This window comes from Curtobacterium sp. MCPF17_002, assembly GCF_003234115.2.
Lineage (GTDB): Bacteria > Actinomycetota > Actinomycetes > Actinomycetales > Microbacteriaceae > Curtobacterium.
In genome coordinates this window covers 1-23,333 of the sequence record NZ_CP126251.1, presented here as the reverse complement: position 1 = coordinate 23,333, position 23,333 = coordinate 1, and the positions used below count along the sequence as shown (strand labels likewise).

Annotated in this window: 18 protein-coding genes and 2 tRNA genes; 7 read left to right on the top strand and 13 right to left on the bottom strand. The window is 67.9% G+C overall.

Annotation, left to right across the window (positions count from 1 at the left end):
• Position 1: 1 nt before the first annotated feature.
• The 5 genes from DEJ28_RS00100 to pknB all read left to right on the top strand — a co-directional run bounded on the left by DEJ28_RS00100 (position 2) and on the right by pknB (position 7,930).
• The gene (locus DEJ28_RS00100) at positions 2–1,360 is read left to right on the top strand and encodes a Stp1/IreP family PP2C-type Ser/Thr phosphatase (protein ID WP_111114558.1); all 1,359 of its coding nucleotides are present in this window, start codon (positions 2–4) and stop codon (positions 1,358–1,360) included.
• On the top strand, positions 1,357–2,802 hold the full coding sequence (locus DEJ28_RS00095; RefSeq protein WP_111114557.1) for an FtsW/RodA/SpoVE family cell cycle protein: 1,446 nt from the start codon (positions 1,357–1,359) through the stop codon (positions 2,800–2,802). The genes DEJ28_RS00100 and DEJ28_RS00095 overlap by 4 nt, the downstream gene beginning before the upstream one ends.
• The gene (locus DEJ28_RS00090; protein ID WP_111114556.1) at positions 2,799–4,253 is read left to right on the top strand and encodes a peptidoglycan D,D-transpeptidase FtsI family protein; all 1,455 of its coding nucleotides are present in this window, start codon (positions 2,799–2,801) and stop codon (positions 4,251–4,253) included. The genes DEJ28_RS00095 and DEJ28_RS00090 overlap by 4 nt, the downstream gene beginning before the upstream one ends.
• Positions 4,250–6,004 (top strand): protein kinase domain-containing protein, encoded by a 1,755-nt coding sequence (locus DEJ28_RS00085; protein WP_111114555.1) that lies wholly within the window; start codon positions 4,250–4,252, stop codon positions 6,002–6,004. Before DEJ28_RS00090 ends, DEJ28_RS00085 begins: the two co-directional genes overlap by 4 nt.
• Before the next feature lie 117 nt (positions 6,005–6,121).
• Positions 6,122–7,930: a Stk1 family PASTA domain-containing Ser/Thr kinase gene (gene pknB, locus DEJ28_RS00080; RefSeq protein ID WP_258367931.1), complete on the top strand. Its 1,809-nt coding sequence runs from the start codon at positions 6,122–6,124 to the stop codon at positions 7,928–7,930.
• A gap of 48 nt (positions 7,931–7,978) precedes the next feature.
• Here pknB and DEJ28_RS00075 read toward each other — a convergent pair whose 3' ends face one another.
• Positions 7,979–8,623, bottom strand: a complete 645-nt coding sequence (locus DEJ28_RS00075; RefSeq protein WP_111114553.1) for an anthranilate synthase component II — start codon at positions 8,621–8,623, stop codon at positions 7,979–7,981.
• Positions 8,624–8,704: 81 nt separating this feature from the next.
• Here DEJ28_RS00075 and DEJ28_RS00070 point away from each other — a divergent pair, with 81 nt between their 5' ends.
• A complete protein-coding gene (locus DEJ28_RS00070; RefSeq protein WP_070417459.1) occupies positions 8,705–8,959 on the top strand; it encodes a cell division protein CrgA in 255 nt (84 codons plus the stop codon).
• 406 nt (positions 8,960–9,365) lie between these two features.
• On the opposite strand, the gene DEJ28_RS00065 is transcribed toward DEJ28_RS00070, so the two are convergent.
• On the bottom strand, positions 9,366–10,229 hold the full coding sequence (locus DEJ28_RS00065) for a rhomboid family protein (protein WP_111114552.1): 864 nt from the start codon (positions 10,227–10,229) through the stop codon (positions 9,366–9,368).
• 8 nt (positions 10,230–10,237) lie between these two features.
• Positions 10,238–10,777 (bottom strand): peptidylprolyl isomerase, encoded by a 540-nt coding sequence (locus tag DEJ28_RS00060; protein WP_181433615.1) that lies wholly within the window; start codon positions 10,775–10,777, stop codon positions 10,238–10,240.
• 117 nt (positions 10,778–10,894) lie between these two features.
• Between DEJ28_RS00060 and DEJ28_RS00055 the strand changes: the two genes are divergently transcribed.
• Positions 10,895–11,476, top strand: coding sequence for a hypothetical protein (locus tag DEJ28_RS00055; RefSeq protein WP_181433614.1), 582 nt, complete (start codon positions 10,895–10,897; stop codon positions 11,474–11,476).
• A gap of 388 nt (positions 11,477–11,864) precedes the next feature.
• Here the strand turns inward: DEJ28_RS00055 and DEJ28_RS00050 are convergent.
• From DEJ28_RS00050 to dnaA, 10 genes are all read right to left on the bottom strand, one after another.
• Positions 11,865–11,937, bottom strand: a tRNA-Ala gene (locus tag DEJ28_RS00050).
• A 47-nt stretch (positions 11,938–11,984) separates the two neighbouring features.
• Positions 11,985–12,061, bottom strand: a tRNA-Ile gene (locus DEJ28_RS00045).
• 75 nt (positions 12,062–12,136) lie between these two features.
• A complete protein-coding gene (locus DEJ28_RS00040; RefSeq protein WP_071291657.1) occupies positions 12,137–12,544 on the bottom strand; it encodes a DUF3566 domain-containing protein in 408 nt (135 codons plus the stop codon).
• A complete protein-coding gene (gyrA, locus tag DEJ28_RS00035) occupies positions 12,537–15,230 on the bottom strand; it encodes a DNA gyrase subunit A (RefSeq protein WP_258367930.1) in 2,694 nt (897 codons plus the stop codon). The genes DEJ28_RS00040 and gyrA overlap by 8 nt, the downstream gene beginning before the upstream one ends.
• A 135-nt stretch (positions 15,231–15,365) precedes the next feature.
• Positions 15,366–17,369, bottom strand: coding sequence for a DNA topoisomerase (ATP-hydrolyzing) subunit B (gyrB, locus tag DEJ28_RS00030; protein ID WP_111114550.1), 2,004 nt, complete (start codon positions 17,367–17,369; stop codon positions 15,366–15,368).
• A gap of 133 nt (positions 17,370–17,502) precedes the next feature.
• Complete coding sequence (locus tag DEJ28_RS00025; protein WP_111114549.1) at positions 17,503–18,003, bottom strand: DciA family protein; 501 nt, start codon at positions 18,001–18,003, stop codon at positions 17,503–17,505.
• The gene (gene recF / locus DEJ28_RS00020; protein WP_111114548.1) at positions 18,003–19,208 is read right to left on the bottom strand and encodes a DNA replication/repair protein RecF; all 1,206 of its coding nucleotides are present in this window, start codon (positions 19,206–19,208) and stop codon (positions 18,003–18,005) included. Before recF ends, DEJ28_RS00025 begins: the two co-directional genes overlap by 1 nt.
• A gap of 38 nt (positions 19,209–19,246) precedes the next feature.
• On the bottom strand, positions 19,247–20,134 hold the full coding sequence (gnd, locus tag DEJ28_RS00015; protein WP_111114547.1) for a phosphogluconate dehydrogenase (NAD(+)-dependent, decarboxylating): 888 nt from the start codon (positions 20,132–20,134) through the stop codon (positions 19,247–19,249).
• A gap of 70 nt (positions 20,135–20,204) precedes the next feature.
• Positions 20,205–21,359, bottom strand: a complete 1,155-nt coding sequence (gene dnaN / locus DEJ28_RS00010) for a DNA polymerase III subunit beta (protein ID WP_111114546.1) — start codon at positions 21,357–21,359, stop codon at positions 20,205–20,207.
• 507 nt (positions 21,360–21,866) lie between these two features.
• The gene (gene dnaA / locus DEJ28_RS00005) at positions 21,867–23,333 is read right to left on the bottom strand and encodes a chromosomal replication initiator protein DnaA (protein WP_111114545.1); all 1,467 of its coding nucleotides are present in this window, start codon (positions 23,331–23,333) and stop codon (positions 21,867–21,869) included.

Sequence of the window (23,333 nt, the reverse complement as noted above, 5' to 3'; positions counted from 1 at the left end):
GATGACGGCTCGCACGCTGAGCGCCGCTGTGTCCCACGTGGGGCGCATCCGCGCCAACAACCAGGACTCCGGCTACGCGGGTCAGCACCTGTTCGCGGTGGCGGACGGCATGGGCGGACACGCCGGTGGCGACGTGGCCTCCGCGATCGCGATCCGTCGCATCAGGGAGGTCGACCGCGAGTTCCCGTCGGCGCACGACGCCGAGTTCGCGCTGCAGTCCGCGCTCATCGCGGCGAACCAGCTCATCACCGAGACGGTGTTCGAGCACCAGGAGCTCACGGGCATGGGCACCACGGTGTCCGCGATGATCCGGGTCGGGGAACAGCTCGCAATCGCGCACATCGGCGACTCGCGCATCTACCGCCTCCGCGACGGCGAGCTGCAGCAGATCACGTCCGACCACACCTTCGTGCAGCGACTCGTGGACAGCGGCCGCATCACGCCGGAGGAAGCCGCGGTCCACCCGCGTCGCTCGGTCCTCATGCGCGTGCTCGGCGACGTCGACGCCGCCCCCGAGGTCGACACCGCGATCATGGACATCCAGCCGGGCGACCGCTGGTTGCTCTGCTCCGACGGTCTCTCGTCGTACCTGGCGGAGGAACGCATCCGGCACGCCCTCGCGTCGAACATGGACGCGAACCAGGTCACCCAGCGCCTCGTGAAGGAGACGCTCGACCACGGCGCTCCCGACAACGTGACCGTCGTCGTGATGGACGTGACCGACACCGAGCCGATCGACGACGACGACGCGGCCACCACCGTCGGCTCCGCAGCGGCACCCCTCACGTTCGAGGCGTCGACCGGCCGCAAGCCGATCCGCCTGCCCACGATCCTGCTGCACCCGCTCAAGGTCACGACGGCCCCCGAGGACTCGCACTTCGAGCCGGAGTCCGACCAGTTCTTCGCGGAGCTCATCGCCGAGGACCGCCGTCGCCGGATCCGGCGCCGCATCTCGTGGACGATCGCCCTCGTGGTGGCCGTCGCCGTGCTCGTCGGAGCCGTCTTCCTCGGCTGGCGGATCATCCAGGACCACTACTACGTCGGCACCGACCGCGGCACGGTCGCGATCTACAAGGGCGTGCAGCAGTCGATCGGGCCGATCGCACTGTCGGACGTCTACGAGGACACCGACGTCACGGTGTCGTCCCTGCCGGACTACACGCGGGAGAACGTCCGCTCGACGATCAACGCGCAGTCGCTCGACGACGCGCGCGACATCGTGGACCGGCTGCGGAAGGCCGCCGAGACCGGCCAGGACCAGGCGGGCACGGGTGGTGACGGCGGTTCGTCGTCGCCGACGCCGACGCCGTCCGGCTCCCCGTCGTCCTCCCCGTCCGCGTCGCCCGGTGCGAAGCGATGAGCACCGCCACGGCGCAGTCCTTCACGCAGGCGATCACGATCAAGCTGCGTGAGCCCGCGCGCGCCCGGAACCTCGAGCTCGTGCTGCTCGTCATCGCGTGCGGCATCTGTGCCGGCGCGATGGTGCTCGTGCAGCTCGGCACCAAGGGGCGGCTGTTCGACACCTCGGTGCTGTGGGTCGGCGCGGGGATCCTCGGACTGGCGCTCGTCATGCACGTCGTGCTCCGGATCGTCGCGAAGAACGCCGACCCGTTCATCCTGCCGGTGGCGCTCGTGCTCAACGGCATCGGCATCGCCGAGATCTACCGGATCGACGTCCACAACGACCTGACCGGCTGGTCGGCGATCGGCGTCAAGCAGATCGTGTGGACGATGCTCGCGATGGTCCTGGCGATCGTCACGGTCATCCTCGTGCGGAACCACCGGTTCCTGCAGCGGTACCGCTACATCTTCATGTTCCTGACGATCGCGCTGCTGCTCATGCCGATGCTGCCGGGGATCGGCGAGAACATCGGCGGTGCACGGGTCTGGATCAAGGTCGGGCCGTTCTCCTTCCAGCCCGGTGAGCTCGCGAAGATCACGATGGCGCTGTTCTTCGCCGGCTACCTCGTGACGGCGCGCGACTCGCTGTCCATCGTCGGGCGCAAGTTCCTCGGGATGACGTTCCCGCGGGCACGCGACCTCGGCCCCATCCTCGTGATGTGGGGCGCCGCGATGAGCGTCCTGGTGTTCCAGCGGGACCTCGGCACCGCGCTGCTCTACTTCGGCCTGTTCCTCGTGATGCTCTACGTCGCGACCGGCCGGATCAGCTGGGTCGTCATCGGCCTCGTGCTCTTCGTCGGCGGTGCCCTCGTCGCCCAGTCGGCCCTGGTGTACGTGCACGGCCGGTTCGAACAGTGGCTCGACCCGTTCAACCAGGAGATCTTCGCGCGGCAGACGCAGGGCAGCTACCAGCTCGTGCAGGGCCTGTTCGGCTTCGCGAACGGCGGCATCACCGGCACCGGCCTCGGCCAGGGCCGTCCGTACATCACGCCGGTGGCCAACGCGGACTACATCATCGCGTCCCTGGGTGAAGAGCTCGGGCTCATCGGCGTCTTCGCGATCCTGGCGCTCTTCATCATCCTCGCCTCACGCGGGATCCGGGTCGCGTTCATGGCGCAGGACGACTTCGGCAAGCTGCTCGGCGTGGGCTTCGGCTTCATCATCGCCCTGCAGGTGTTCGTCGTCGTCGGCGGCATCACCCGCGTCATCCCGGTGACGGGGCTCACCACGCCGTTCATGGCGGCCGGTGGTTCCTCGCTCATCGCCAACTGGATCATCGCGGCGATGCTGCTGCGCCTGACCGACGCCATCCCAGCCGAACAACGCGTCCAGCAGGGCGCGATCCCCGCCGCCCGCGGACGGAACGCGCGCGGTGCGACCAGGAAGGAGCGCAGCCGGTGAACCGACAGCTCCGCGGTGTCTCGACCGTCATCGTGCTCATGTTCGTCGCGCTCTTCGTGTCGACGACCTCCATCCAGTTCTTCTCGGCGGACTCGTTGCGCGCCGACTCCCGCAACTCCCGAACCATCTTGGCCAGTTACTCGACCAAGCGTGGGGCGATCCTGGTGAACGGCAGCCCCATCGCCGAGTCGACGCCGGTGGACGACCAGTACCAGTACCAGCGCAAGTACACGAACGGTGAGCTCTACTCCGCCGTGACGGGGTACTTCACCATCGGCCAGGGCAACACCGGCATCGAGAGCGCCGAGAACACCGTGCTCTCCGGCAACTCGGACGCCTCGTTCTTCCAGAACCTCAACGCGATCCTCACCGGACAGGACGTCCAAGGCGACAACGTCAACCTGACGATCGACCCCGACGTGCAGCAGGCCGCGTACGACGCCCTCGGCGACAACAGTGGCGCGGTCGTCGCGATCCAGCCGAAGACCGGCAAGATCCTCGCGATGGTGTCCAAGCCGTCGTACGACCCGAACTCGCTCACCTCGCACGACACCGCCCAGGTGAAGGCGCAGTACAACGCCCTGCTCGACCAGTCCCCGACGCCGCTGCAGAACCGCGCGATCGGCGGCGACCTGTACACGCCCGGATCGGTCTTCAAGCTCATCGTCGCCTCGGCGGCGCTCGAGGGCGGCAAGTACAACCTCGACTCCGAGTTCCCGAACCCGTCGCGCCTGCAGCTGCCCGGCACGAGCACGTACATCAACAACGCCGAGGGCGGCTCGTGCGGCGGTGGCGACACGGTGAAGCTCCGGACGGCCATCCAGCACTCGTGCAACATCCCGTTCGCCGAGCTCGGTCAGAAGCTCGGGTACGACGCGATCAAGAGCATGGCCGACAAGTACGGCTTCGGCGACGCGATCGACGTCCCGATGCGTGCCACGGCGAGCCAGTACCCCGCGGTCGACTCGACGGCGCAGCTGATGCTCAGCTCGTTCGGTCAGGCCAGCGTCCGGGTGTCGCCGCTGCAGATCGCCATGGTCTCGGCGGGGATCGCCAACGACGGCAAGGTCATGCAGCCCTCGCTCGTCGACTCGATCACCACGAGCGACCTGAAGACCGTCGAGTCCTTCTCGCCGAAGCAGTACAGCAACCCGCTGTCGGCGTCCGAATCGGCCGACCTGACCGAGGCGATGCAGAGCGTCGTCAGCTCCGGGACCGGCACCAATGCCAAGATCAACGGTGTCGACGTCGCAGGGAAGACGGGCACGGCCGAGGGTGGCACGGGCGACCCCTACACACTCTGGTTCACGGGCTTCGCCCCGGCGAAGAACCCCGAGGTGGCCGTCGCGGTCGTCGTCGGGAACGGCGGCGGGCTCGGGCAGTCCGGAGTCGGCAACACAGTCGCGGCCCCGGTCGCGAAGAAAGTCATGGAGGCGGTGCTGAACAAATGAGACCCACCAGCGGACTCACCTTCGGTGGGCGGTACCAACTCTCGTCCCGAGTCGCCATCGGCGGCATGGGAGAGGTGTGGCAGGCCACCGACCTCGTCATCGGCCGGACCGTGGCACTCAAGATCCTCAAGGACGAGTACCTCGGCGACCCGGGCTTCCTCGAGCGCTTCCGCGCCGAGGCCCGTCACGCCGCGCTCGTCAACCACGAGGGCATCGCCAACGTGTTCGACTACGGCGAGGAGGACGGCAGCGCCTACCTCGTCATGGAGCTCGTGCCCGGCGAGGCGCTCTCGACCATGATCGAGCGGGAGCACACGCTGCCGGTCGACAAGGTCCTCGACATCGTCGCGCAGACGGCGAACGCCCTGCAGGCCGCACACGCCGTGGGCCTCGTGCACCGCGACATCAAGCCGGGGAACCTGCTCATCACCCCGGACGGCCGGGTCAAGATCACCGACTTCGGCATCGCCCGCATCGCCGACCAGGTCCCGCTCACCGCGACCGGCCAGGTCATGGGCACCGTGCAGTACCTCTCGCCCGAACAGGCCAGCGGTCACCCGGCGTCCCCGTCGACGGACATCTACTCGCTCGGAATCGTCGCGTACGAGTGCCTGGCTGGTCGTCGTCCCTTCACGGGCGAGTCGCAGGTCGCGATCGCGATGGCGCACATCAACGAGCAGCCGCCAGCGCTCCCCGGGGACATCCCGGAGCCCGTCTCGGCCCTCGTGATGTCCTGCATCGCGAAGAAGCCCGCCGACCGACCGGCCACCGCCGCCAACCTGGCGCGCGCGGCCCAGGCGCTCCGTCGTGGGGACGTCGCCGCGGCGACCGTCGCCGTCCCGGCCATCGCCGCCGGCGGCACCGTGGCGTTCAACCCGCCGCAGGGGCAGGGCAACGACGCGGCCACGGCACTCATCGGCACCACCCAGGCCGGTGCCGTCACCGGAGGCCCCGGCACCCCCGGTTCGCCGGTCGACGGTGCCGACGAGGAGCCCAAGAAGAAGCGGGCGTGGATCTGGTGGCTCGTCGGCGTCATCGCCGTGCTCGTCATCGGTGGGGTCATCGCGGCATTCGCCCTCAACGGGAACAGCTCGCCCGAGCCGTCCTCGTCGAGGTCGTCCTCCACACCGACGCAGACCCCGACACCGTCGGAGACGCCGAGTTCCACGCCGACGCAGACCCGCGTGCTCGTCAACCCCGCGGACTACGTCGGGCTGTCCGTGACGGATGCCCAGGCGAAGCTCCAGCAGGCGAACCTGACGTCACGCGTCGAGGACGGCGACCCCGCGCCGAGCGCCGACAAGGCCAACACGGTCCAGTCGATCAGTCCGACCGGCAGCCTCGTCGTCGGTTCCCTGGTCGTCATCCAGCAGTACACGGCGCAGCCGACGGTGAACCAGCCGAACTCGGCCTCGCCGGGCACGGTGTCCTCCGACGGGCAGGTCACCTTCAGCTGGGCGGCCGCGACGTGCCCCACCGGGTACACCGTGGCGTCGTACGCGTACACGATCACCGGCGGCAAGGACGCCTCGAGCAAGAACTCGGGCACCCTCGACGCCGACCACCGCTCGGTCCCCGTGCAGATCGACGCGGTCGGCACGTCCGCCTCGCTGACCTACACCGTGACGTGTGGCAACCTCCCCGCATCGGCGGCGTCCGAGAGCGCGGCGAGCGACGAATGGCAGGCCACGGGCGAGCCCACGGTCGACCCGACGGACGGCAACAACCCGAGTCAGGCTCCGCAGGACTGACCCCCGGACGGGGGCTCGCGACACCGTTGCGTAACGGTTCGGTCGTGGCCCCCGTCGCCAGCATCTCACCAGGAACGCCTGCCGTACACTAGCCCGGACGGACATTCGGAGGAGTACGTGCCAGAAGGTGTGACCGCGGGGATCACCCTCCTCGCCAACCGCTACGAGATCGGTGAAGTCATCGGTCGGGGCGGCATGGCCACTGTGCATCTGGGCAACGACACACGCCTCGGACGCAAGGTGGCGGTGAAGCTGTTGAAGCCGAGCCTCGCGAACGACCCGGCGTTCCGCATGCGGTTCCGGCAGGAAGCCCAGGCCGCTGCGCGCATGGCGCACCCGACGATCGTCCGCGTCTACGACGCCGGCGAAGAGACCGTCACCGAGACCTCGGGCGCCGAGGTCCAGGTCCCGTTCATCGTCATGGAACACGTCGAGGGGCGTCCGCTCTCCGACATCATCGGCGAGGGCCCGGTCGACCCGGACGAAGCCGTCCGCATCACCGAGGGCATCCTCACCGCGCTCGAGTACTCCCACCGTGCCGGTGTCGTGCACCGCGACATCAAGCCCGCCAACGTCATGGTCACGCACACCGGCCAGGTCAAGGTCATGGACTTCGGCATCGCCCGGGCCATCACCGACACCTCGGCGACGGTCGCGCAGACGACGTCGATCCTCGGGACCGCCTCCTACTTCTCCCCGGAGCAGGCACGCGGCGAGACGGTCGACGCCCGCACCGACGTCTACTCCACCGGCGTGGTGCTGTTCGAGCTCCTCACCGGCCGTGCGCCGTTCATCGGTGACTCGCCCGTCGCCGTCGCGTACCAGCACGTCAGTGAGCAGCCGGTCGCCCCGTCGTCGCTCACGCCCACCGTCTCACCGGCGCTCGATGCCGTGACGCTGCACGCGCTCGTCAAGGACCGCACCCGCCGGTACCAGAACGCCGCCGAGTTCCGGACCGAACTGCAGCAGGCCGCGACAGGGCACGTACCGGCATCGACCCGCAAGCTGCACCAGCGGTCCGCGAACGACGCCTCCACGATGCTCTTCGGGGTGAACCCGCGAACGACGTCGAACCCTGCGGTCGCCTTCCGCGAGCTCGAGGACGACACCGCCGAGCACCGCCCGCAGCGGACGCAGAACCGTCCCCCCGTGGCGTGGATCTGGGTCGGCATCCTCCTGACGGCGGCCGTCATCGTCGCGGTCGTGTTCTTCGTCGCGAACCTGCAGCCGGGCAAACCGCCGGTGTCCTCGTCGGTGAGCGTGCCGAACGTCGTCGGTGCCACGTGGGAGTCCGCGTCCGCCGCCCTCGAGAAGCGTGACCTCGGCGCGGTGAAGGTCGAGGAGAACTCCGACGACGTCGAGAAGGGCACGGTCGTCCGCACCGAACCCGGTTCGGGCACGAACGTGGCGCGCAGTCAGGACGTCCGCGTCGTCGTCTCGATCGGGCCGGAGCAGATCGCCATCCCTGACCTCGCGAGCCAGGCGCAGGACGCCGCCGAGAAGACCCTCACCGACGCCGGGTTCACGATCGGCGCCATCAACTCCGACTACTCACCCGACGTCCCCGAGGGCACGGTCATGAGCACCGACCCCGCCAGCGGCACGCAGCACACCAAGGGCTCGGTCGTGAACCTGACGGTGTCGAACGGCAAGGTCGAGCTGCCGGACGTCACGCAGCAGCCGTTCTCCACGGCGAACGCCACACTGGCCGCGCTCGGCCTGACGGTCACGCCGGCGCCCACGTACTCCTGCACGGGCGGGACGGTCACGCAGCAGAACGCTCCGGCCGGTGACATCGCGCAGGGCAGCACCGTGGTCCTGACCTACTGCGCTGCTTCCTCGCAGCCCACGCAGCCCGCAGCGCCCAGTGCCGGCGACAACGGTGGCGACGACAACGGTGGGGACGACGGCGGCGACGGTCGCTGACCGCTCCTGCCCGGCCACGTCACGGCCAGCAGGCAGCATCGCCCGGGATCAGGCCCGGTGACCTGCGATGAGTGGGTTGAGTCCGGCCGCGCGTTCCGCCGCCCCTTCGAGTCCGGTGCTCTCGAGCCAGTTGCCGACCATGCGGTAGCCGCCCTCGGTGAGGACCGACTCCGGGTGGAACTGGACGCCGTACACCGGGTGCTCGCGGTGCTGCACACCCATGATCACACCGCCGCCCGTCCGGGCCGTCACGGTGAGTTCGTCGGGAACGGTGCCGTCGACGATCGCGAGGGAGTGGTACCGCGTCGCGGTGAACGGGTGGGGAACACCCGCGAAGAGCGCACTGTCGTCGTGGTCGACCTGCGACGTCTTCCCGTGCATGAGCTCGTCCGCGTGGGTGACGGTCGCGCCGAGGGCTTCCGCGATCGCCTGGTGGCCCAGGCAGACACCGAACAGCGGCTTGTCCGCAGCGAGGGCGGCGTGGACCGTGGCGATCGAGATGCCCGCGTCGGCCGGCGTCCCAGGGCCCGGGGACAGCAGCACGCCGTCGTAGTCGGCGATGCGGTCGGCGATCTCCGATTCGGGGAAGGCGTCGTTCCGGACCACGTCGGTGTCGGCACCGAGCTGCTGCACGTAGCCGTTCAGCGTGTAGACGAAGCTGTCGTAGTTGTCGACGACGAGGATCTTGGTCATGGCGCTCCACCGTACTCGTGGGGGATGTGTGCAGCAGGCTGAGAGTCTTCCCACACACTCGGTCACGGTAGGATACCGGCCATGGCCAAGGACAAGGACCGCACCAAGCCCGCCCGGACGACCCGAGCCGACTCGGTGGACACCGCGGGGGACCAGCCCAACCCCGTGTGGTTCAAGCCGGTCATGTTCGGCTTCATGCTCATCGGGCTCGCCTGGGTGATCGTCTTCTACATCTCGAACACGACGCTGCCGGTCCCGTCCCTCGGGTCGTGGAACATCCTCATCGGCTTCGGCATCATGTTCGTCGGCTTCCTCATGACCACCCGTTGGCGCTGACGCTCCGGCCGAACGCTTCCTCGACGCCCGTCGCACCGCAAGGTGCGACGGGCTTCGTCGTTCCTGGCAGTACTTCTCCACAGTCTCACTGGGTTCGATCGCCCGTTCTCCCCACGACCGGCCGGATTCTCCACAGTTCTCCACACTTTCCACACGCTCCTCCACACCCCGGACCCGGAGTTATCCACAGCTCAGTCCACAGTGGGGATAATCACATCGGTGTAACTCGCCGAGTTGTCCACAGCTGTGGACAACTCGGTCGTGCACGTGTGGACAACGCACCCGTTCCTGATGATCGAAACCGCGGCCGCGCTCGACGGCGAACCGAGGGAACGGCGAACGCCTGCCGGGGAACGACGAACGCCCCGCCGCAACGTACGACGGGGCGTTCGTGCCGGGGCAGTGGTCAGATGCCGATACCGACCTGGAGACCGGCGTACGCGGCGAAGATCGCGCCGATGACGACGACGGCCTCAGCCACGAGCAAGCTGATCTGGAGCGTTCGCTGTCGGATGTTCCGGGTCCTCGCGAAGACGAACCCGGTGATGAACCCGAGGACGATCCCACCGACGTGCGCCTGCCAGGAGATGTTCGTCCCGGGCAGGAACCCGACGACGAGGTTCAGTCCCATGATCACGAGGAGCTGCACGGCGTTGTAGCCGAGACTCCGCTGGATGACGAAGAACGCCGCGAAGAGGCCGAAGATCGCGCCGGACGCTCCCACGACCTGGGTGCCGGGGCTGAGCCAGGCCACCGCGAGGTCGCCGCCGAGCCCGGCCAGGAAGTAGAGCGCGAGGAAGCGCCACGTCCCCAGGATGTTCTCGAGCATCCGCCCGAAGATCCACACCGCCCACATGTTGAACAGGATGTGGAAGAACGACGAGTGCACGAACAGTCCGGTGATCAACCGCCACGGCTGCGTGCCCGCCAGCGGCGTGTAGAAGCTCAGCCAGGCGTTGACGTACCCGCCGCTCACCTGGTTGAGCAACCACAGCACGACCGACACGACGACGATGACGACCGTCGCCTTCTGGTCGAGCATGGCGAACCGCCGTCGGGCGACCGTGATCCCACTGGGTCCGCTCGCCCGACGGTTCTGCGTGAACCGTGCGCGCTGTTCACGCACGCACTCCGGGCAGTGCACCCCGACCGCCGCCGGCGTCTGGCACTCCGGGCAGATCGTCCGCCCGCACCGCTGGCAGAGGACGAAGCTCTGACGGTCGGGGTGCCGGTAGCAGGTGTTGTTCGAGTTGTACGCCGGATCGCTCACGTGGTGGCTCAGACGTCCTCGACGTCGATGCTCTGGATGACGACGTCCTCGACCGGCTTGTCACGACCGTCGGTGGCGACGCCCTCGATCGCGTCGACGACGGCACGGGACTCGTCGTCCGCGACCTCACCGAAGATGGTGTGCTTGCCCTGCAGCCACGGCGTCGCCACCGTGGTGATGAAGAACTGCGAGCCGTTCGTGCCGCGACCGCCCTGGATGCCGGCGTTCGCCATCGCGAAGATGTACGGGTTCTGGAAGGTGAGCTCCGGCGAGATCTCGTCGTCGAAGCGGTAGCCGGGGCCGCCGATGCCCTGGCCGAGCGGGTCGCCGCCCTGGATCATGAAGTCCTTGATGATGCGGTGGAAGACGACACCGTCGTAGAGCTTGTCCGTCGACACCTTGCCGGTGCCCGGGTGGGTCCATTCCTGCTGGCCCGTCGCGAGGTCGACGAAGTTCTTGACGGTCTTCGGAGCGTGGTTGCCGAACAGGTTGACGCGGATGTCGCCCTTGTTCGTGTGGATCGTTGCGACAGCGGTGTGCAGAGACATGTTCCGATTCTCGCATGTACTGCTGATGGTCAGACGGATCCCACAGGTACGGTTCCGTGACCTGTCAGGGACTCCGGTGGCAGGATGGGACCCACGCCGATCCGATGGAGGTACCAGATGACGACGATCGAGATCCCGCGCAAGCGTCGGAAGCAGATCAAGAAGCTCAAGGGCCAGACCGCCTCGCTCCTCGGAGAGCAGCGCAAGGTCCTCGAGCACGCGAACGCGATCTTGGCGGAGGCCCGGTCCAACGCCGCGGACACCGCCCGCAAGGACATCGCGCCGCGAGTGCAGAACGCGATCGACAACGGGATCCGCCCGGCTGTCGCGACGGGTGTGCACGCTGCGACGAGTGCAGCGCAGAACGCTTCGCACCGCTTCCAGTCCGAGGTGGTCCCGGGCCTGGTGTCCACGGCCGGCTCGGTCCTGAGCGTGGTCGACCTCGCGAAGGACCCCCGGGTCCAGAAGATCGTGAAGGACGCCCAGAAGAAGGGCAAGAAGGCGAAGAAGGCAGCCGTCAAGTACGTGCCGGCCGCTGCGCAGAAGAAGAAGGGCATCGGCTTCGGCGGTGTCGCGCTGATCGTGGTCGGCGTGGTCGCCGTCGCCGGCGCCGCGTACGCCGCGTACCAGACGCTCCGCGCCGATGACGACCTGTGGGTCGCCGACGACGCCGACACGGCGGAGAAGCCCTCCGCCTGACCTCCCGGTTCGCACGAAGGGCCCCGGCTTCCGCCGGGGCCCTTCGTCGTCTCCGTGCTGGCGAGCGCGAATTGAGCGGCGCACCACGTGCCTGTGACGCATCACCCACCGGCCGGGAGGCACGTGCCGGCCCCGCCCCGCGCCTCCAGTCCGCCCGCGCGCACCTCGAGATCGCACTTCCGCGCCCTCCCAGCACGGCGGCCCCCGCCAAACTGCGATCTCAACAGCCCACCACCAGCCGCGGACGGACCATCGCAGAGCGGCGCCGCCGAAGGCGGCCAGCGGGCGGACGGACCATCGCGGAGCGGCGCGCCGAAGGCGCAGACAAGCACGACGAAACGCCCTGGTGAGGCGAGGAACGAGCCGAACAGCGTCGACCCGAGCGGAGTGGAGCCTAGGAGAATCGAACTCCTGACATCCTGCTTGCAAAGCAGGCGCTCTACCAACTGAGCTAAGGCCCCGAGTGCCACCGATCGTGCCAGTGACGGGTACTGCTTGGATTCTTGCGTGGTGGGGCTACAAGGACTTGAACCTTGGACCTCTTCGTTATCAGCGAAGCGCTCTAACCGCCTGAGCTATAGCCCCTCAGACCGGATGAAAGCCTACCGTACCGATCCCGGAGAACGAAATCGAGCGGTCGGCCACATCCGGCCGGGTGTGTCAGTTGTTCGTGAAGCCCACGAGCAGGCCGCCCGTGATCCGCACACTGAGGTTGTAGAGGACGCTCACGATCGCGCCGAGCACGGTGCCGACGACCACGTTGAGGATGCCCACGACGATGGAGAACCCGAGCACCTGACCCAGCGAGAACTGGTCCATGATCGAGTAGTTGTTCTGCCCCGTGACGTCCTTGAGCAAGGAGTCGATCTCGCCGAAGACGCCGGTCTGGTTGAGGATGACCCACACCAGCGCGGTGGCGACGACGATCACGATCGATCCGGCCAGGGCGATGAGGAAGCTGAGCTTCACCATCGACCAGAAGTCGACGTACACGAGCCGCAGTCGCACCTGACGGGTGCCGACGGGCCGCTTCGCCTTCTTCTGGAGCTTCTCGGCGACACTACTCATTGCTTGACTGGTCCTCTCCGGCCACGGTGTCCGTGGGCGTGCGGTCGGTGGGCACTGCATCGGCGGGCGCTGCATCCCCGGGCGCTGCGTCGGCGGGGTCGGCGGCCGCTTCGTCCGGGCTGACCGTCTCCACCGGGCCCGCGGGCTCGATCTCGGCGTCGTCCTGGTCGTCCAGGTTCCGCTCGGTGTTCCGGGCCACAGCGATGATCCGGTCGTTCTCCGCGAACCTCGCGAAGACCACACCCATCGTGTCGCGACCCTTGGCGGGCACCTCGGCCACGGCAGACCTTACCACCTTGCCCGATTGCAGCACGACGAGCACCTCGTCGTCCTCGCCCACGATGAGAGCACCCACAAGCTCGCCTCGGTCGGCGGCCAGCTTGGCCACCTTGATGCCGAGACCACCACGGCCCTGCACGCGGTACTGGTCGACCGAGGTGCGCTTGGCGTAGCCGCCCTCGGTCATGACCCACACGTAGCCGTCGTCGGACACGACCCGGGCTGCGAGGAGTGCGTCGTCGTCGCGGAAGGACATGCCCTTCACGCCGGAGGTCGATCGACCCATCGGGCGCAGGGTGTCGTTCGTGGCGGTGAAGCGCAGCGACATGCCGTGCTTCGACACGAGGAGCAGGTCGTCGTGCTCGTCGACGAGGAGCGCCTGCACCAGGGTGTCACCGTCGCGGAGGTTGATCGCGATGATGCCGCCGGTGCGGTTCGTGTCGTACTCGGTCAGCGCCGTCTTCTTGACGAGGCCGTGCGCGGTGGCGAGCACGAGGTACTGCGCAGCCTCGTAGTCACGGATGTCGAGGACCTGCTGGATCTGCTCGTCCGGCTGCATCGCGAGCAGGTTGGCGACGTGCTGGCCCTTCGCGTCGCGGCTGGCCTCCTGCAGTTCGTACGCCTTCGCGCGGTAGACGCGGCCCTGGTCGGTGAGGAACAGCAGCCAGTGGTGCGTCGTCGTGACGAAGAAGTGCTCGACGATGTCGTCGGCGCGCAGCTGCGCACCCTTGACCCCGCGTCCGCCGCGGTGCTGGGAGCGGTAGTTGTCGCTCCGGGTCCGCTTGACGTACCCGCCGCGGGTGATGGTGACGACCATCTCCTCTTCGGGGATGAGGTCCTCGATGGACATGTCCCCGTCGAAGCCGAGCAGGATCTCGCTGCGACGGTCGTCGCCGAAGCGTTCGACGATCTCCGCGAGCTCGTCGCCGATGATCGTGCGCTGGCGGGTCTCCGACGCCAGGATGTCCTGGAAGTCGGCGATCTTCCGCTCGAGCTCTTCCGCCTCGTCGTGGATCTTCTGCCGCTCGAGGGCGGCGAGGCGACGGAGCTGGAGTTCGAGGATCGCGCGCGCCTGGATCTCGTCGACGGACAGCAGGTCCATCAGGCCGGTGCGGGCCTCTTCGACGTCGGGCGACCGGCGGATGAGCGCGATGACCTCGTCGAGGGCGTCGAGCGCTGCGAGGTAGCCGCGCAGGATGTGCGCACGCTTCTCGGCCTCGCGGAGTCGGTACTGGGTCCGGCGGACGATGACGTCGATCTGGTGGTCGACCCAGGCGGAGATGAAGCCGTCGAGCGCGAGGGTGCGCGGGACGCCGTCGACGATCGCGAGCATGTTCGCGCCGAAGTTCTCCTGCAGCTGCGTGTGCTTGTACAGGTTGTTCAGGACGACCTTGGCGACGGCGTCGCGCTTCAGCACGATGACGAGGCGCTGCCCGGTGCGGCCGGAGGTCTCGTCGCGGATGTCCGCGATGCCGGAGAGCTTGCCGTCCTTGACGCCCTCGGCGATGCGGATCGCGAGGTTGTCGGGGTTGACCTGGTACGGCAGCTCGGTGACGACGAGGCAGGTGCGGCCCTGGATCTCCTCGACGTTGACGACCGCGCGCATCGTGATCGATCCGCGACCGGTGCGGTAGGCGTCCTGGATGCCCTTGGTGCCGAGGATCTGCGCCCCGGTCGGGAAGTCCGGTCCCTTGATCCGCTGCATGAGCGCGGCGAGGAGTTCCTCACGCGTCGCGTCCGGGTGCTCGAGTGCCCACTGCGCACCGGCGGCGACCTCGCGCAGGTTGTGCGGCGGGATGTTCGTGGCCATGCCGACCGCGATGCCGACCGAGCCGTTGACCAACAGGTTCGGGAACCGCGCCGGCAGGATGGCGGGTTCCTGCGTGCGACCGTCGTAGTTGTCCTGGAAGTCGACGGTGTCCTCGTCGATGTCCCGGACCATCTCCATGGCGAGCGGCGCCATCTTGGTCTCGGTGTACCGCGGGGCGGCCGCGCCGTCGTTGCCGGGCGAGCCGAAGTTGCCCTGGCCGAGTGCGAGCGGGTACCGGAGCGACCACGGCTGCACGAGGCGGACGAGTGCGTCGTAGATCGCGCTGTCACCGTGCGGGTGGAACTGCCCCATCACGTCGCCGACCACGCGCGAGCACTTCGAGAAGGCCCGGTCCGGCCGGTAACCGCCGTCGAACATCGCGTAGATCACGCGGCGGTGCACCGGCTTCAGTCCGTCACGGACCTCCGGCAGCGCACGGCCGACGATGACCGACATCGCGTAGTCGAGGTACGAACGCTGCATCTCGAGCTGCAGGTCGACCTGCGAGATGCGGTCACCGGAGACGACGATGTCCCCGCTGTCGCCGTGGACGATCTCGGGCTGCTCGTCGGCGCCGTTCTCGTTGTCGTCAGCCATGTGGCTTGGTCACCTTTCTGGTGGCCCTCCGGGCGATGGCCTGGAGGCACTGGTTCCGTTCGTCGCGCCGGGCGCGACCACAGGTGGTCGGGACTGGTCGACGCGGCTCACGCCGCGCCTCCAGGCCGAGGTGTCTCAGATGTCCAAGAACCGGACGTCCTTGGCGTTCTGCTGGATGAACTGGCGACGGGACTCGACGTCCTCGCCCATCAGCGTCGCGAACACGCTGTCCACCGCGGCGGCGTCCTCGAGCGTGACCTGCAGGAGCGTCCGGGTGTCCGGGTTCATCGTGGTGTCCCAGAGTTCCTTGTAGTCCATCTCACCGAGACCCTTGTAGCGCTGGATCCCGTTGTCCTTCGGGATGCGCTTGCCGGCGGCGAGACCGGCCTGCATGAGCGCGTCGCGCTCGCGGTCGCTGAACACGTACTCGTGCGCCGAGTTCGACCACTTGATCCGGTACAGCGGCGGCTGGGCGAGGTACACGTAGCCGCGCTCGATGAGCGGCCGCATGTAGCGGAACAGCAGGGTGAGGAGCAGCGTCGTGATGTGCTGGCCGTCGACGTCGGCATCGGCCATCAGCACGATCTTGTGGTACCGGGCCTTGTCCGCGTCGAAGTCCTCGCCGATGCCGGCGCCGAACGCCGTGATCATCGACTGGATCTCCTGGTTGGCCAGGGCACGGTCGAGACGCGCCTTCTCGACGTTGAGGATCTTGCCGCGGAGCGGCAGGATCGCCTGCGTCATCGGGTTGCGGCCCTGCACGGCGGACCCGCCGGCGGAGTCACCCTCGACCATGAAGATCTCGGAGAGCGTCGGGTCCTTCGACTGGCAGTCCTTGAGCTTGCCGGGCATGCCACCCGACTCGAGGAGGCCCTTGCGGCGGGTGGTCTCACGCGCCTTGCGGGCGGCGAGCCGTGCCTGCGAGGCCTGGATCGCCTTGCGGACGACGTCGCGGGCCTGCGTCGGGTTGCTCTCGAACCAGTGGGTGAGCTCGGTGCCGACGACGCGCTGCACGAACGACTTCGCCTCGGTGTTGCCGAGCTTCGTCTTGGTCTGGCCCTCGAACTGCGGCTCGCCGAGCTTCACGGAGATGACGGCCGTCAGACCTTCACGGATGTCGTCACCCGTGAGGTTGTCGTCCTTCTCCTTGATGATCTTCGCCTCGCGCGCGTACTTGTTGACGAGCGAGGTGAGCGCGGCGCGGAAGCCCTCTTCGTGGGTCCCGCCCTCGTGCGTGTTGATCGTGTTCGCGAAGGTGTGGACGCTCTCCTGGTAGGAGGTGTTCCACTGCATCGCGACCTCGAGCGCGATCTTGCGCTCCGGGTCCTCGGCCTCGAAGCCGATGACGTCCGGGTTGACGAGGTCGGCCTTCTTCTGCGAGTTGAGGTACTCGACGTAGTCGGCGAGGCCGCGCTCGTAGCGGAAGGAGTCCTGACGGGCCTCTTCCCCTTCGTCCGGGGTGCGCTCGTCCTGCAGCGTGATCCGGAGGCCCTTGTTGAGGAAGGCCATCTGCTGGAAGCGGGTGCGGAGCGTCTCGTAGTCGAAGACGACCGACTCGAAGATCTCGGCGTTCGGCCAGAAGGTGATCGTCGTGCCGTGCTCGTCGGACGCTTCGTCCTTCGACAGGGGCGCGACGGGGACGCCGTCGGTGTAGCTCTGGCGCCAGACGTGGCCCTGCTGGCGGACCTCGACGTCGAGCTCGCTCGAGAGCGCGTTCACGACGGAGGAACCGACACCGTGCAGACCACCGGACACCGCGTACGCGCCGCCGCCGAACTTGCCGCCGGCGTGCAGGACGGTCAGGACGACCTGGACGGTCGAGACGCCCTCGGCGGCGTGGATCCCGACGGGGATGCCACGGCCGTTGTCGACCACGCGGACGCCGCCGTCTTCGCGGATCGTGACGTTGATGGTGTCGCAGTAGCCCGCGAGTGCTTCGTCGACGGAGTTGTCGACGATCTCCTGCACGAGGTGGTGCAGACCGCGCGGACCCGTGGACCCGATGTACATGCCCGGACGCTTGCGGACGGCTTCGAGTCCCTCGAGCACCTGGATCTGGTCTGCGCCGTACGCTGGATCGCTCTGCGGGGTCGCCTGGCCGGACGAGTTCTGTCGGTCGTCGTCAGATCCGGATGTCATTCGAGAGTGCTCCTGCCTGCGCGCGGAACACCCACGCACTGCACCCACCAGTCTACCTCAGGACCCCCTCGTCCGAGGGCTGAAATCGGCCGTTCAGCGGCCGAATCTGGCACCAGAGGATGATTTCGTCGGCTCAACCGTAGGTGTCGCGAGGACCGCGCCCCTGGACCGTCCTGGGGCCGCGTTTCCAGGTGGGGGCGTCAGGCCCGGAAACCCGGATCGATTCCACCCCTGCCTCCGGGTGCCGTTCGGCGATGGTCGTGGTGATGGTGCTGCGCATCAGCCGGAGCTGCGTCGCCCACGCCGTGGAGTCGCACCGGATCACCAGCGCACCGTCGTCGATCGTCATCGGTCGGGAGTGCTTCGCGAGTTCGTCGCCGACCACAGCGGGCCAGTCGACGAAGAGTTCCGAACGGGCGAGCGGCTCGGTCCAGCCGAGTTCCTGGGCGAGCGAACCGACGACGTCGGCGAGGCCCTTCGGTTCGCGACCGCGGCCGTAGGGGACGGAGTCGGGGTCGAGCGCGCTCATGCGTCGGCGACGAGCGTCGACGCCGCGCTTGGAGGGGTCGCCGAAGACGGCGCGGAGGTGGCGGTAGACCCGCGAGGGCTCGGTCGGCTTGGATGGCTTCGGCATCAGGCGCCGGCTTCCGTCACGTCGGCTTCCGTCACGTCGGCTTCCGTGACGATCGTCCCCGCCTCGATCCGCACCGTGTGTGCGGCCAGCTGTTCCGGCACGTCACCGAACACCGCTGCGGTGATGAGCACCTGCTCGTAGTCGGCAACCGCTCCGGCCAGGCGTTCGCGGCGCGATTCGTCGAGTTCGGCGAAGACGTCGTCGAGGATGATGATCGGGTCGCCCAGGTTCGACTCGGCGCGGAGGATCGAGGCGCTGGCGAGCTGGACGGCGAGCGCGAACGACCACGACTCCCCGTGACTGGCGTACCCGCGGGCCGGTAACCCGTTCAGTTGGAAGAGCACGTCGTCGCGGTGCGGTCCGACCAGGGTCAGCCCGCGGTCCAGCTCGTCCCGCCGGCGACGCTCGAGCGCTGCGCGGAAGGCATCGGCGACGGCCGCGATCGTGACCGGTTCGTCGGGTGTGCCGGCCGTGGATCCCGTGCCGTCCGCGAGTTCGGGATCGTCGCCCCGGACGCTCAGCACGCCGGAGATCGAGGCCTCGTGCCGCTCGCCGGCGACCGTCGCGTAGGCCTCGGCGACGAACGGTGCGAGGCGACGCGTGAGGTGGTCACGGGCGGCGACGATCTCCGAGCCGAACGCCACGAGCCGCTCGTCCCAGACGTCGAGCGTCGCGAGGGCGCCGGCCTTCGCACCGGTCGCCCGCGCGGTCTTCAGCAGGGTGTTCCGCTGGCGGAGCGTCCGGTCGTAGTCCGCGAGGACGCCCTGCATCCGCGGCGCGATCTGGCCGAGCAGCTCGTCGAGCATGCGGCGCCGGCCGGCCGGCTCGCCACGGACGAGTGCCAGGTCCTCGGGAGCGAAGAGCACGCTCGTGCAGTAGCGCGGGAGTTCGCGCGGCTTGATCGCCGCACGGTTGACCTGCGCACGGTTCGCGCCGGTCCGGTTGATCTGCACCTCGGCGAGGATGCTCCGGTCCTCGTGCGCGAGCCGGGCCCGGACGATCGCCGCGTCACAGCCCTGGCGGACGAGCGCGGCATCGGTGGGCACCCGGTGCGAGCCGAGGGTCGACAGGTACCCGATCGCCTCGACCAGGTTCGTCTTGCCCTGGCCGTTGCGTCCGACGAACAGGTTCGGCCCGCGTGCGAGGTCGACGTCCGCCTCCCGGTAGTTCCGGAAGTCGGTGAGCTGGAGATTGTCGACGTGCACGCGGGCCGATACGGGTCGAGGTGGTTACCTCGGCAGGACTACGCCTTCTTGACGGCGTGTCCGCCGAACTGGTTGCGGAGCGCCGCGACGGCCTTCATCGTCGGGGACGCGCTGCCCTGACGCGAGACGAAGCGCGCGAAGATCGACGCCGAGAGCGCGGGCATCGGCACCGCGAGCTCGATGCCCTCTTCGAGCGTCCAACGGCCCTCGCCCGAGTCCTCGACGTAGCCCTCGAGCTCGTCGAGCTTCGGGTCCTCGTTGAGGGCGAGCACCATGAGGTCGAGCAGCCAGGAGCGCACGACCGTGCCGCGCTGCCAGCCGGCGAACACGGCGGGGACGTCGTGGATGATGTCCTTGGCCTCGAGGAGCTCGAAGCCCTCGCCGTACGCCTGCATGATCGCGTACTCGATGCCGTTGTGGACCATCTTCGCGTAGTGGCCGGCGCCGATCGGGCCGGCGTGCGAGAAGCCCTCTTCACGCGGGCCCTCGGGGCGGAGCGCGTCGAAGACCGGCATGGCGAACTCGACGTCCTTGACGTCACCGCCGACCATGAGGCCGTAGCCGTTGTCCTTGCCCCAGACACCACCGGAGACGCCGGCGTCCATGTAACGGATGCCCTTGGCACCGAGCTGCTCGGCGTGGACGGTGTCGTCCAGCCACTTCGAGTTCCCACCGTCGATCACCAGGTCGCCCTCGGCGAGGACGCCGGCGAGCTCGGTGATCACGTCGTCGGTGATCTTGCCGTGCGGGACCATGACCCACACGAGCTTCTGGCCCTCGGGAAGCGCTGCCGCGAGGTCGGCGAGGCTGGCCACATCGGAGACGGCGGGGTTCGCGTCGTACCCGGTGACCTCGATGCCTGCGTTGCGGAGACGGGCACGCATGTTGTTGCCCATGCGACCGAGGCCGACAAGACCGATGTGCATGATTTCCTCTTCTGTTCGTCGTCGCGCTGATGCAGGGGTGGCGCGTCAGCGCAGTGTTCGGCTGTTGCGGTTACCGCAGCAGGAGATTGGGCTGCAGCAGGTACCGGTATCCGTCCGCAGCCGGCGCCTCTTGCGAGGTCTGGCCGGTGATGAGCACCGGTCCCGGCTTGTTGGGGTTCTCCGTCTTGGTGAAGGAGATGCGGACGAATTCGGAGTGCACCGCATTCAACCCGTCCAGGAGGAAGGCGGGCTTCAGGGAGACCACCGTTTCCTCACCGGTCAGCAACGCACTGATCGACTCTGACGCCTGCGCTTGTTCGGAACCGATCGCCTCGAGCGTGAGCCCGTCGACCGTGAAGGAGAACCGGAGCGCTGCTTCGCGCTCCAGGACGAGGGAGACCCGTCGGACCGCTTCGACGAGTTCCGCGGTGTTGATCACCGCGTGGTCCTCGACGGTATCGGGGAAGAGCCGGCGGACCGGCGGGTAGTTGCCCTTGATGAGCAGCGACGTCACGGTCTTGTCGTCGGCGTGGAACGCGATGAGCTCGCGCTCGGACGAGCCGCTGATCGAGACCGAGACGGTGGACGCCGAGCCGAACGTGCGGCCGACTTCCTGCAGGGTGCGTGCCGGCACGAGTGCGTGCAGCGGTGCGGTGTCGGTTTCGCCGGAGCGGCCGGAGTCCCACTGGATCGTGCGCACGGCGACGCGGTAGCGGTCGGTCGCGATGAGTGAGAGGTCGTGGTCGCTGACCTCGAGCTGCACGCCGGTGATGACCGGGGTGACGTCGTCGCGGCTGGCTGCGACGGCGACCTGCGAGACCGCCTCGGAGAAGGCGTCGCCGGGGATGACACCGGTCTGTGCACCGATCTCCGGGAGGGTCGGGTACTCCTCGACCGGCATCGACAGCAGGGTGAAGTGGGCGGACCCGCAGCTGACCGAGATCTTCGAGTCCTCGGTGGTGAAGGTGACCGGGGCGTTCGGCAGGCGGCTCGCGATGTCGTTGAGGAGTCGGCCCGAGACCAGTACGGTGCCCGCGTCGTCGATCTGCGCCGTGATGGACGTCTGCGCCGAGACCTCGTAGTCGAACGACGACAGCGTGAGCCGATCGCCCTCGGCGTGGATGAGGACACCCGACAGGATCGGGAGGGTCGTGCGCTGTGGGAGGAGCTTCACCGCGAATGAGACGGCTTCGGAGAAGACGTCCCGGTTGACCTCGAACTTCACAGCTGGAACCCCTGTCGATCGGTTGGACTGCCCGGCCGCCCCATTGTGGCACAGCCCGACCGGGCCGGGATTTCTTGTCATCCCGCCGTCCACAAGGTTGGCCCGCTGAGATCAATCGTTAACCAGGAGTAATGGTGTTAACGCCTGTGCACACTGTGGATAACCCTGTTGAGACCGCTCAGCGACAGGGAACTACAAGCGTGTGAGTTGTGAGTGGCCTGTTGGCGACATCTGGATGAGTGAATCTCAGGTATCCACTTCCATCCCCAGTTTCCACAGATGGCCCCTCTCCTGTGAACAACCGAGCGGCGTGTCCTCCACAGTTATCCACAGGCTTTCCACACTGTGAGAACTCCGGCGCATGGAACCGTCTCAGATGGTGGATGCGCGCGGAGACAGGCCGATCTGACGGTCGTCAGCCGTGCCTCCAGGCCGGATCTTCCGTGCACGTCGGATCGCGAGCCGCGCGGACCTGCCGGGTCGACGCACGGCGATGCGGGCCCGCGATCAGCGGTAGCGGCGGTCCTGCTTGATGCGACTGGTGAGCTCGGTGACCTGGTTGTAGATCGACCGCCGCTCCTTCATGAGCTCGGTGATCTTCTTGTTCGCGTACATGACCGTGGTGTGGTCGCGGTTGCCGAACAGCTGCCCGATCTTGGGCAGGGACAGACTCGTCAGCTCACGGCAGAGGTACATCGCGATCTGTCGGGCGGTCGCGATCGCCTGCGAGCGGGAGGACCCGTAGAGGTCGTCGACGGAGAGCTTGAAGTACTCCGCGGTGTGGTTGATGATGTCCGTCGGCGCCACGACGTTGTCGTCGTCGAGGGTGATCAGGTCCTTCAGGACCGTCTGCACGAGCGCCATGTCGACGGCCGTCCGGTTGAGGCTCGCGAACGCGGTGACCCGGATGAGCGTCCCCTCGAGCTCCCGGATGTTGCTCGAGACCTTCGACGCCATGAACTCGAGGATGTCGTCCGGCACCTGCAGGTGGTCGGACTGCGCCTTCTTGCGGAGGATCGCGATGCGGGTCTCGAGCTCGGGCGCCTGCACGTCGGTGATGAGGCCCCACTCGAAACGCGAGCGCATCCGGTCCTCGAACCCGGTGAGGTGCTTCGGCGCGACGTCCGAGGTGATCACGACCTGCTTGTTGTGGTCGTGCAACGTGTTGAACGTGTGGAAGAAGGCCTCTTGCGTGGAGTCCTTGCCCTGCAGGAACTGGATGTCGTCGATCAGCAGGATGTCGATGTCGCGGTAGCGCTGCTGGAACTGGTTCGAGCGGTTGTTCGCGATCGAGTTGATGAAGTCGTTGGTGAACTCCTCACTCGACACGTACCGCACCCGGATCCCCGGGTAGAGGCTCTCGGCGTAGTGGCCGATCGCGTGCAGGAGGTGTGTCTTGCCGAGTCCGGAGTCGCCGTAGATGAAGAGCGGGTTGTACGCCTTGGCCGGTGCTTCGGCGACCGCGACCGCTGCGGCGTGCGCGAACCGGTTCGAGGAACCGATGACGAAGTTGTCGAAGTTGTACTTCGGGTTGAGGCGCGACTCGGGGCGGCCGCCTGTTCCCTGGGAGTCGATCTGGCGCGGGACGAACGGCGCCTCGATGTACTGCCGCGGTGCAGCGCTCTGCTCGACCGGCTGCTGCACGGGTTCGGCGTACTCGGGGACGTGCGACGCGACGGTCGGGTCGACCCGGGGTTCCGACGCCATGTCCGGGTTCACGGTGATGGCGAAGTTCGCGACGGTGTCGTCGCCGATCCGGGAGACGGCCTCGGTGATCGGGATCCGGATGCGCTGCTCGAGCATCCCGCGGGTGAGGTCGTTCGGGACCTCGAGGTAGAGGGTGCCGGCGAGGACACCCTTCGGTTCGACGAGGTGGAGGAAGCCCTCCAGCTGCGGGGTGACGCGGTCGTCCTCGGAGAGGAGTCCGAGGACCGATGACCAGAGGTCCTCGACGGGGTCGGCCGGCATCGTCAT

What these genes read in the sequence shown, in the direction of transcription:
- gyrB (WP_111114550.1), bottom strand. Translation starts at nt 17,369, where the DNA reads ATGACATCCGGATCTGACGACGACCGACAGAACTCGTCCGGCCAGGCG.
- DEJ28_RS00040 (WP_071291657.1), bottom strand. Translation starts at nt 12,544, where the DNA reads ATGAGTAGTGTCGCCGAGAAGCTCCAGAAGAAGGCGAAGCGGCCCGTC.
- gyrA (WP_258367930.1), bottom strand. Translation starts at nt 15,230, where the DNA reads ATGGCTGACGACAACGAGAACGGCGCCGACGAGCAGCCCGAGATCGTC.
- gnd (WP_111114547.1), bottom strand. Translation starts at nt 20,134, where the DNA reads ATGCACATCGGTCTTGTCGGCCTCGGTCGCATGGGCAACAACATGCGT.
- DEJ28_RS00095 (WP_111114557.1), top strand. Translation starts at nt 1,357, where the DNA reads ATGAGCACCGCCACGGCGCAGTCCTTCACGCAGGCGATCACGATCAAG.
- DEJ28_RS00025 (WP_111114549.1), bottom strand. Translation starts at nt 18,003, where the DNA reads ATGCCGAAGCCATCCAAGCCGACCGAGCCCTCGCGGGTCTACCGCCAC.
- dnaA (WP_111114545.1), bottom strand. Translation starts at nt 23,333, where the DNA reads ATGACGATGCCGGCCGACCCCGTCGAGGACCTCTGGTCATCGGTCCTC.
- DEJ28_RS00100 (WP_111114558.1), top strand. Translation starts at nt 2, where the DNA reads ATGACGGCTCGCACGCTGAGCGCCGCTGTGTCCCACGTGGGGCGCATC.
- DEJ28_RS00055 (WP_181433614.1), top strand. Translation starts at nt 10,895, where the DNA reads ATGACGACGATCGAGATCCCGCGCAAGCGTCGGAAGCAGATCAAGAAG.
- DEJ28_RS00085 (WP_111114555.1), top strand. Translation starts at nt 4,250, where the DNA reads ATGAGACCCACCAGCGGACTCACCTTCGGTGGGCGGTACCAACTCTCG.
- DEJ28_RS00070 (WP_070417459.1), top strand. Translation starts at nt 8,705, where the DNA reads ATGGCCAAGGACAAGGACCGCACCAAGCCCGCCCGGACGACCCGAGCC.
- DEJ28_RS00060 (WP_181433615.1), bottom strand. Translation starts at nt 10,777, where the DNA reads ATGTCTCTGCACACCGCTGTCGCAACGATCCACACGAACAAGGGCGAC.
- DEJ28_RS00075 (WP_111114553.1), bottom strand. Translation starts at nt 8,623, where the DNA reads ATGACCAAGATCCTCGTCGTCGACAACTACGACAGCTTCGTCTACACG.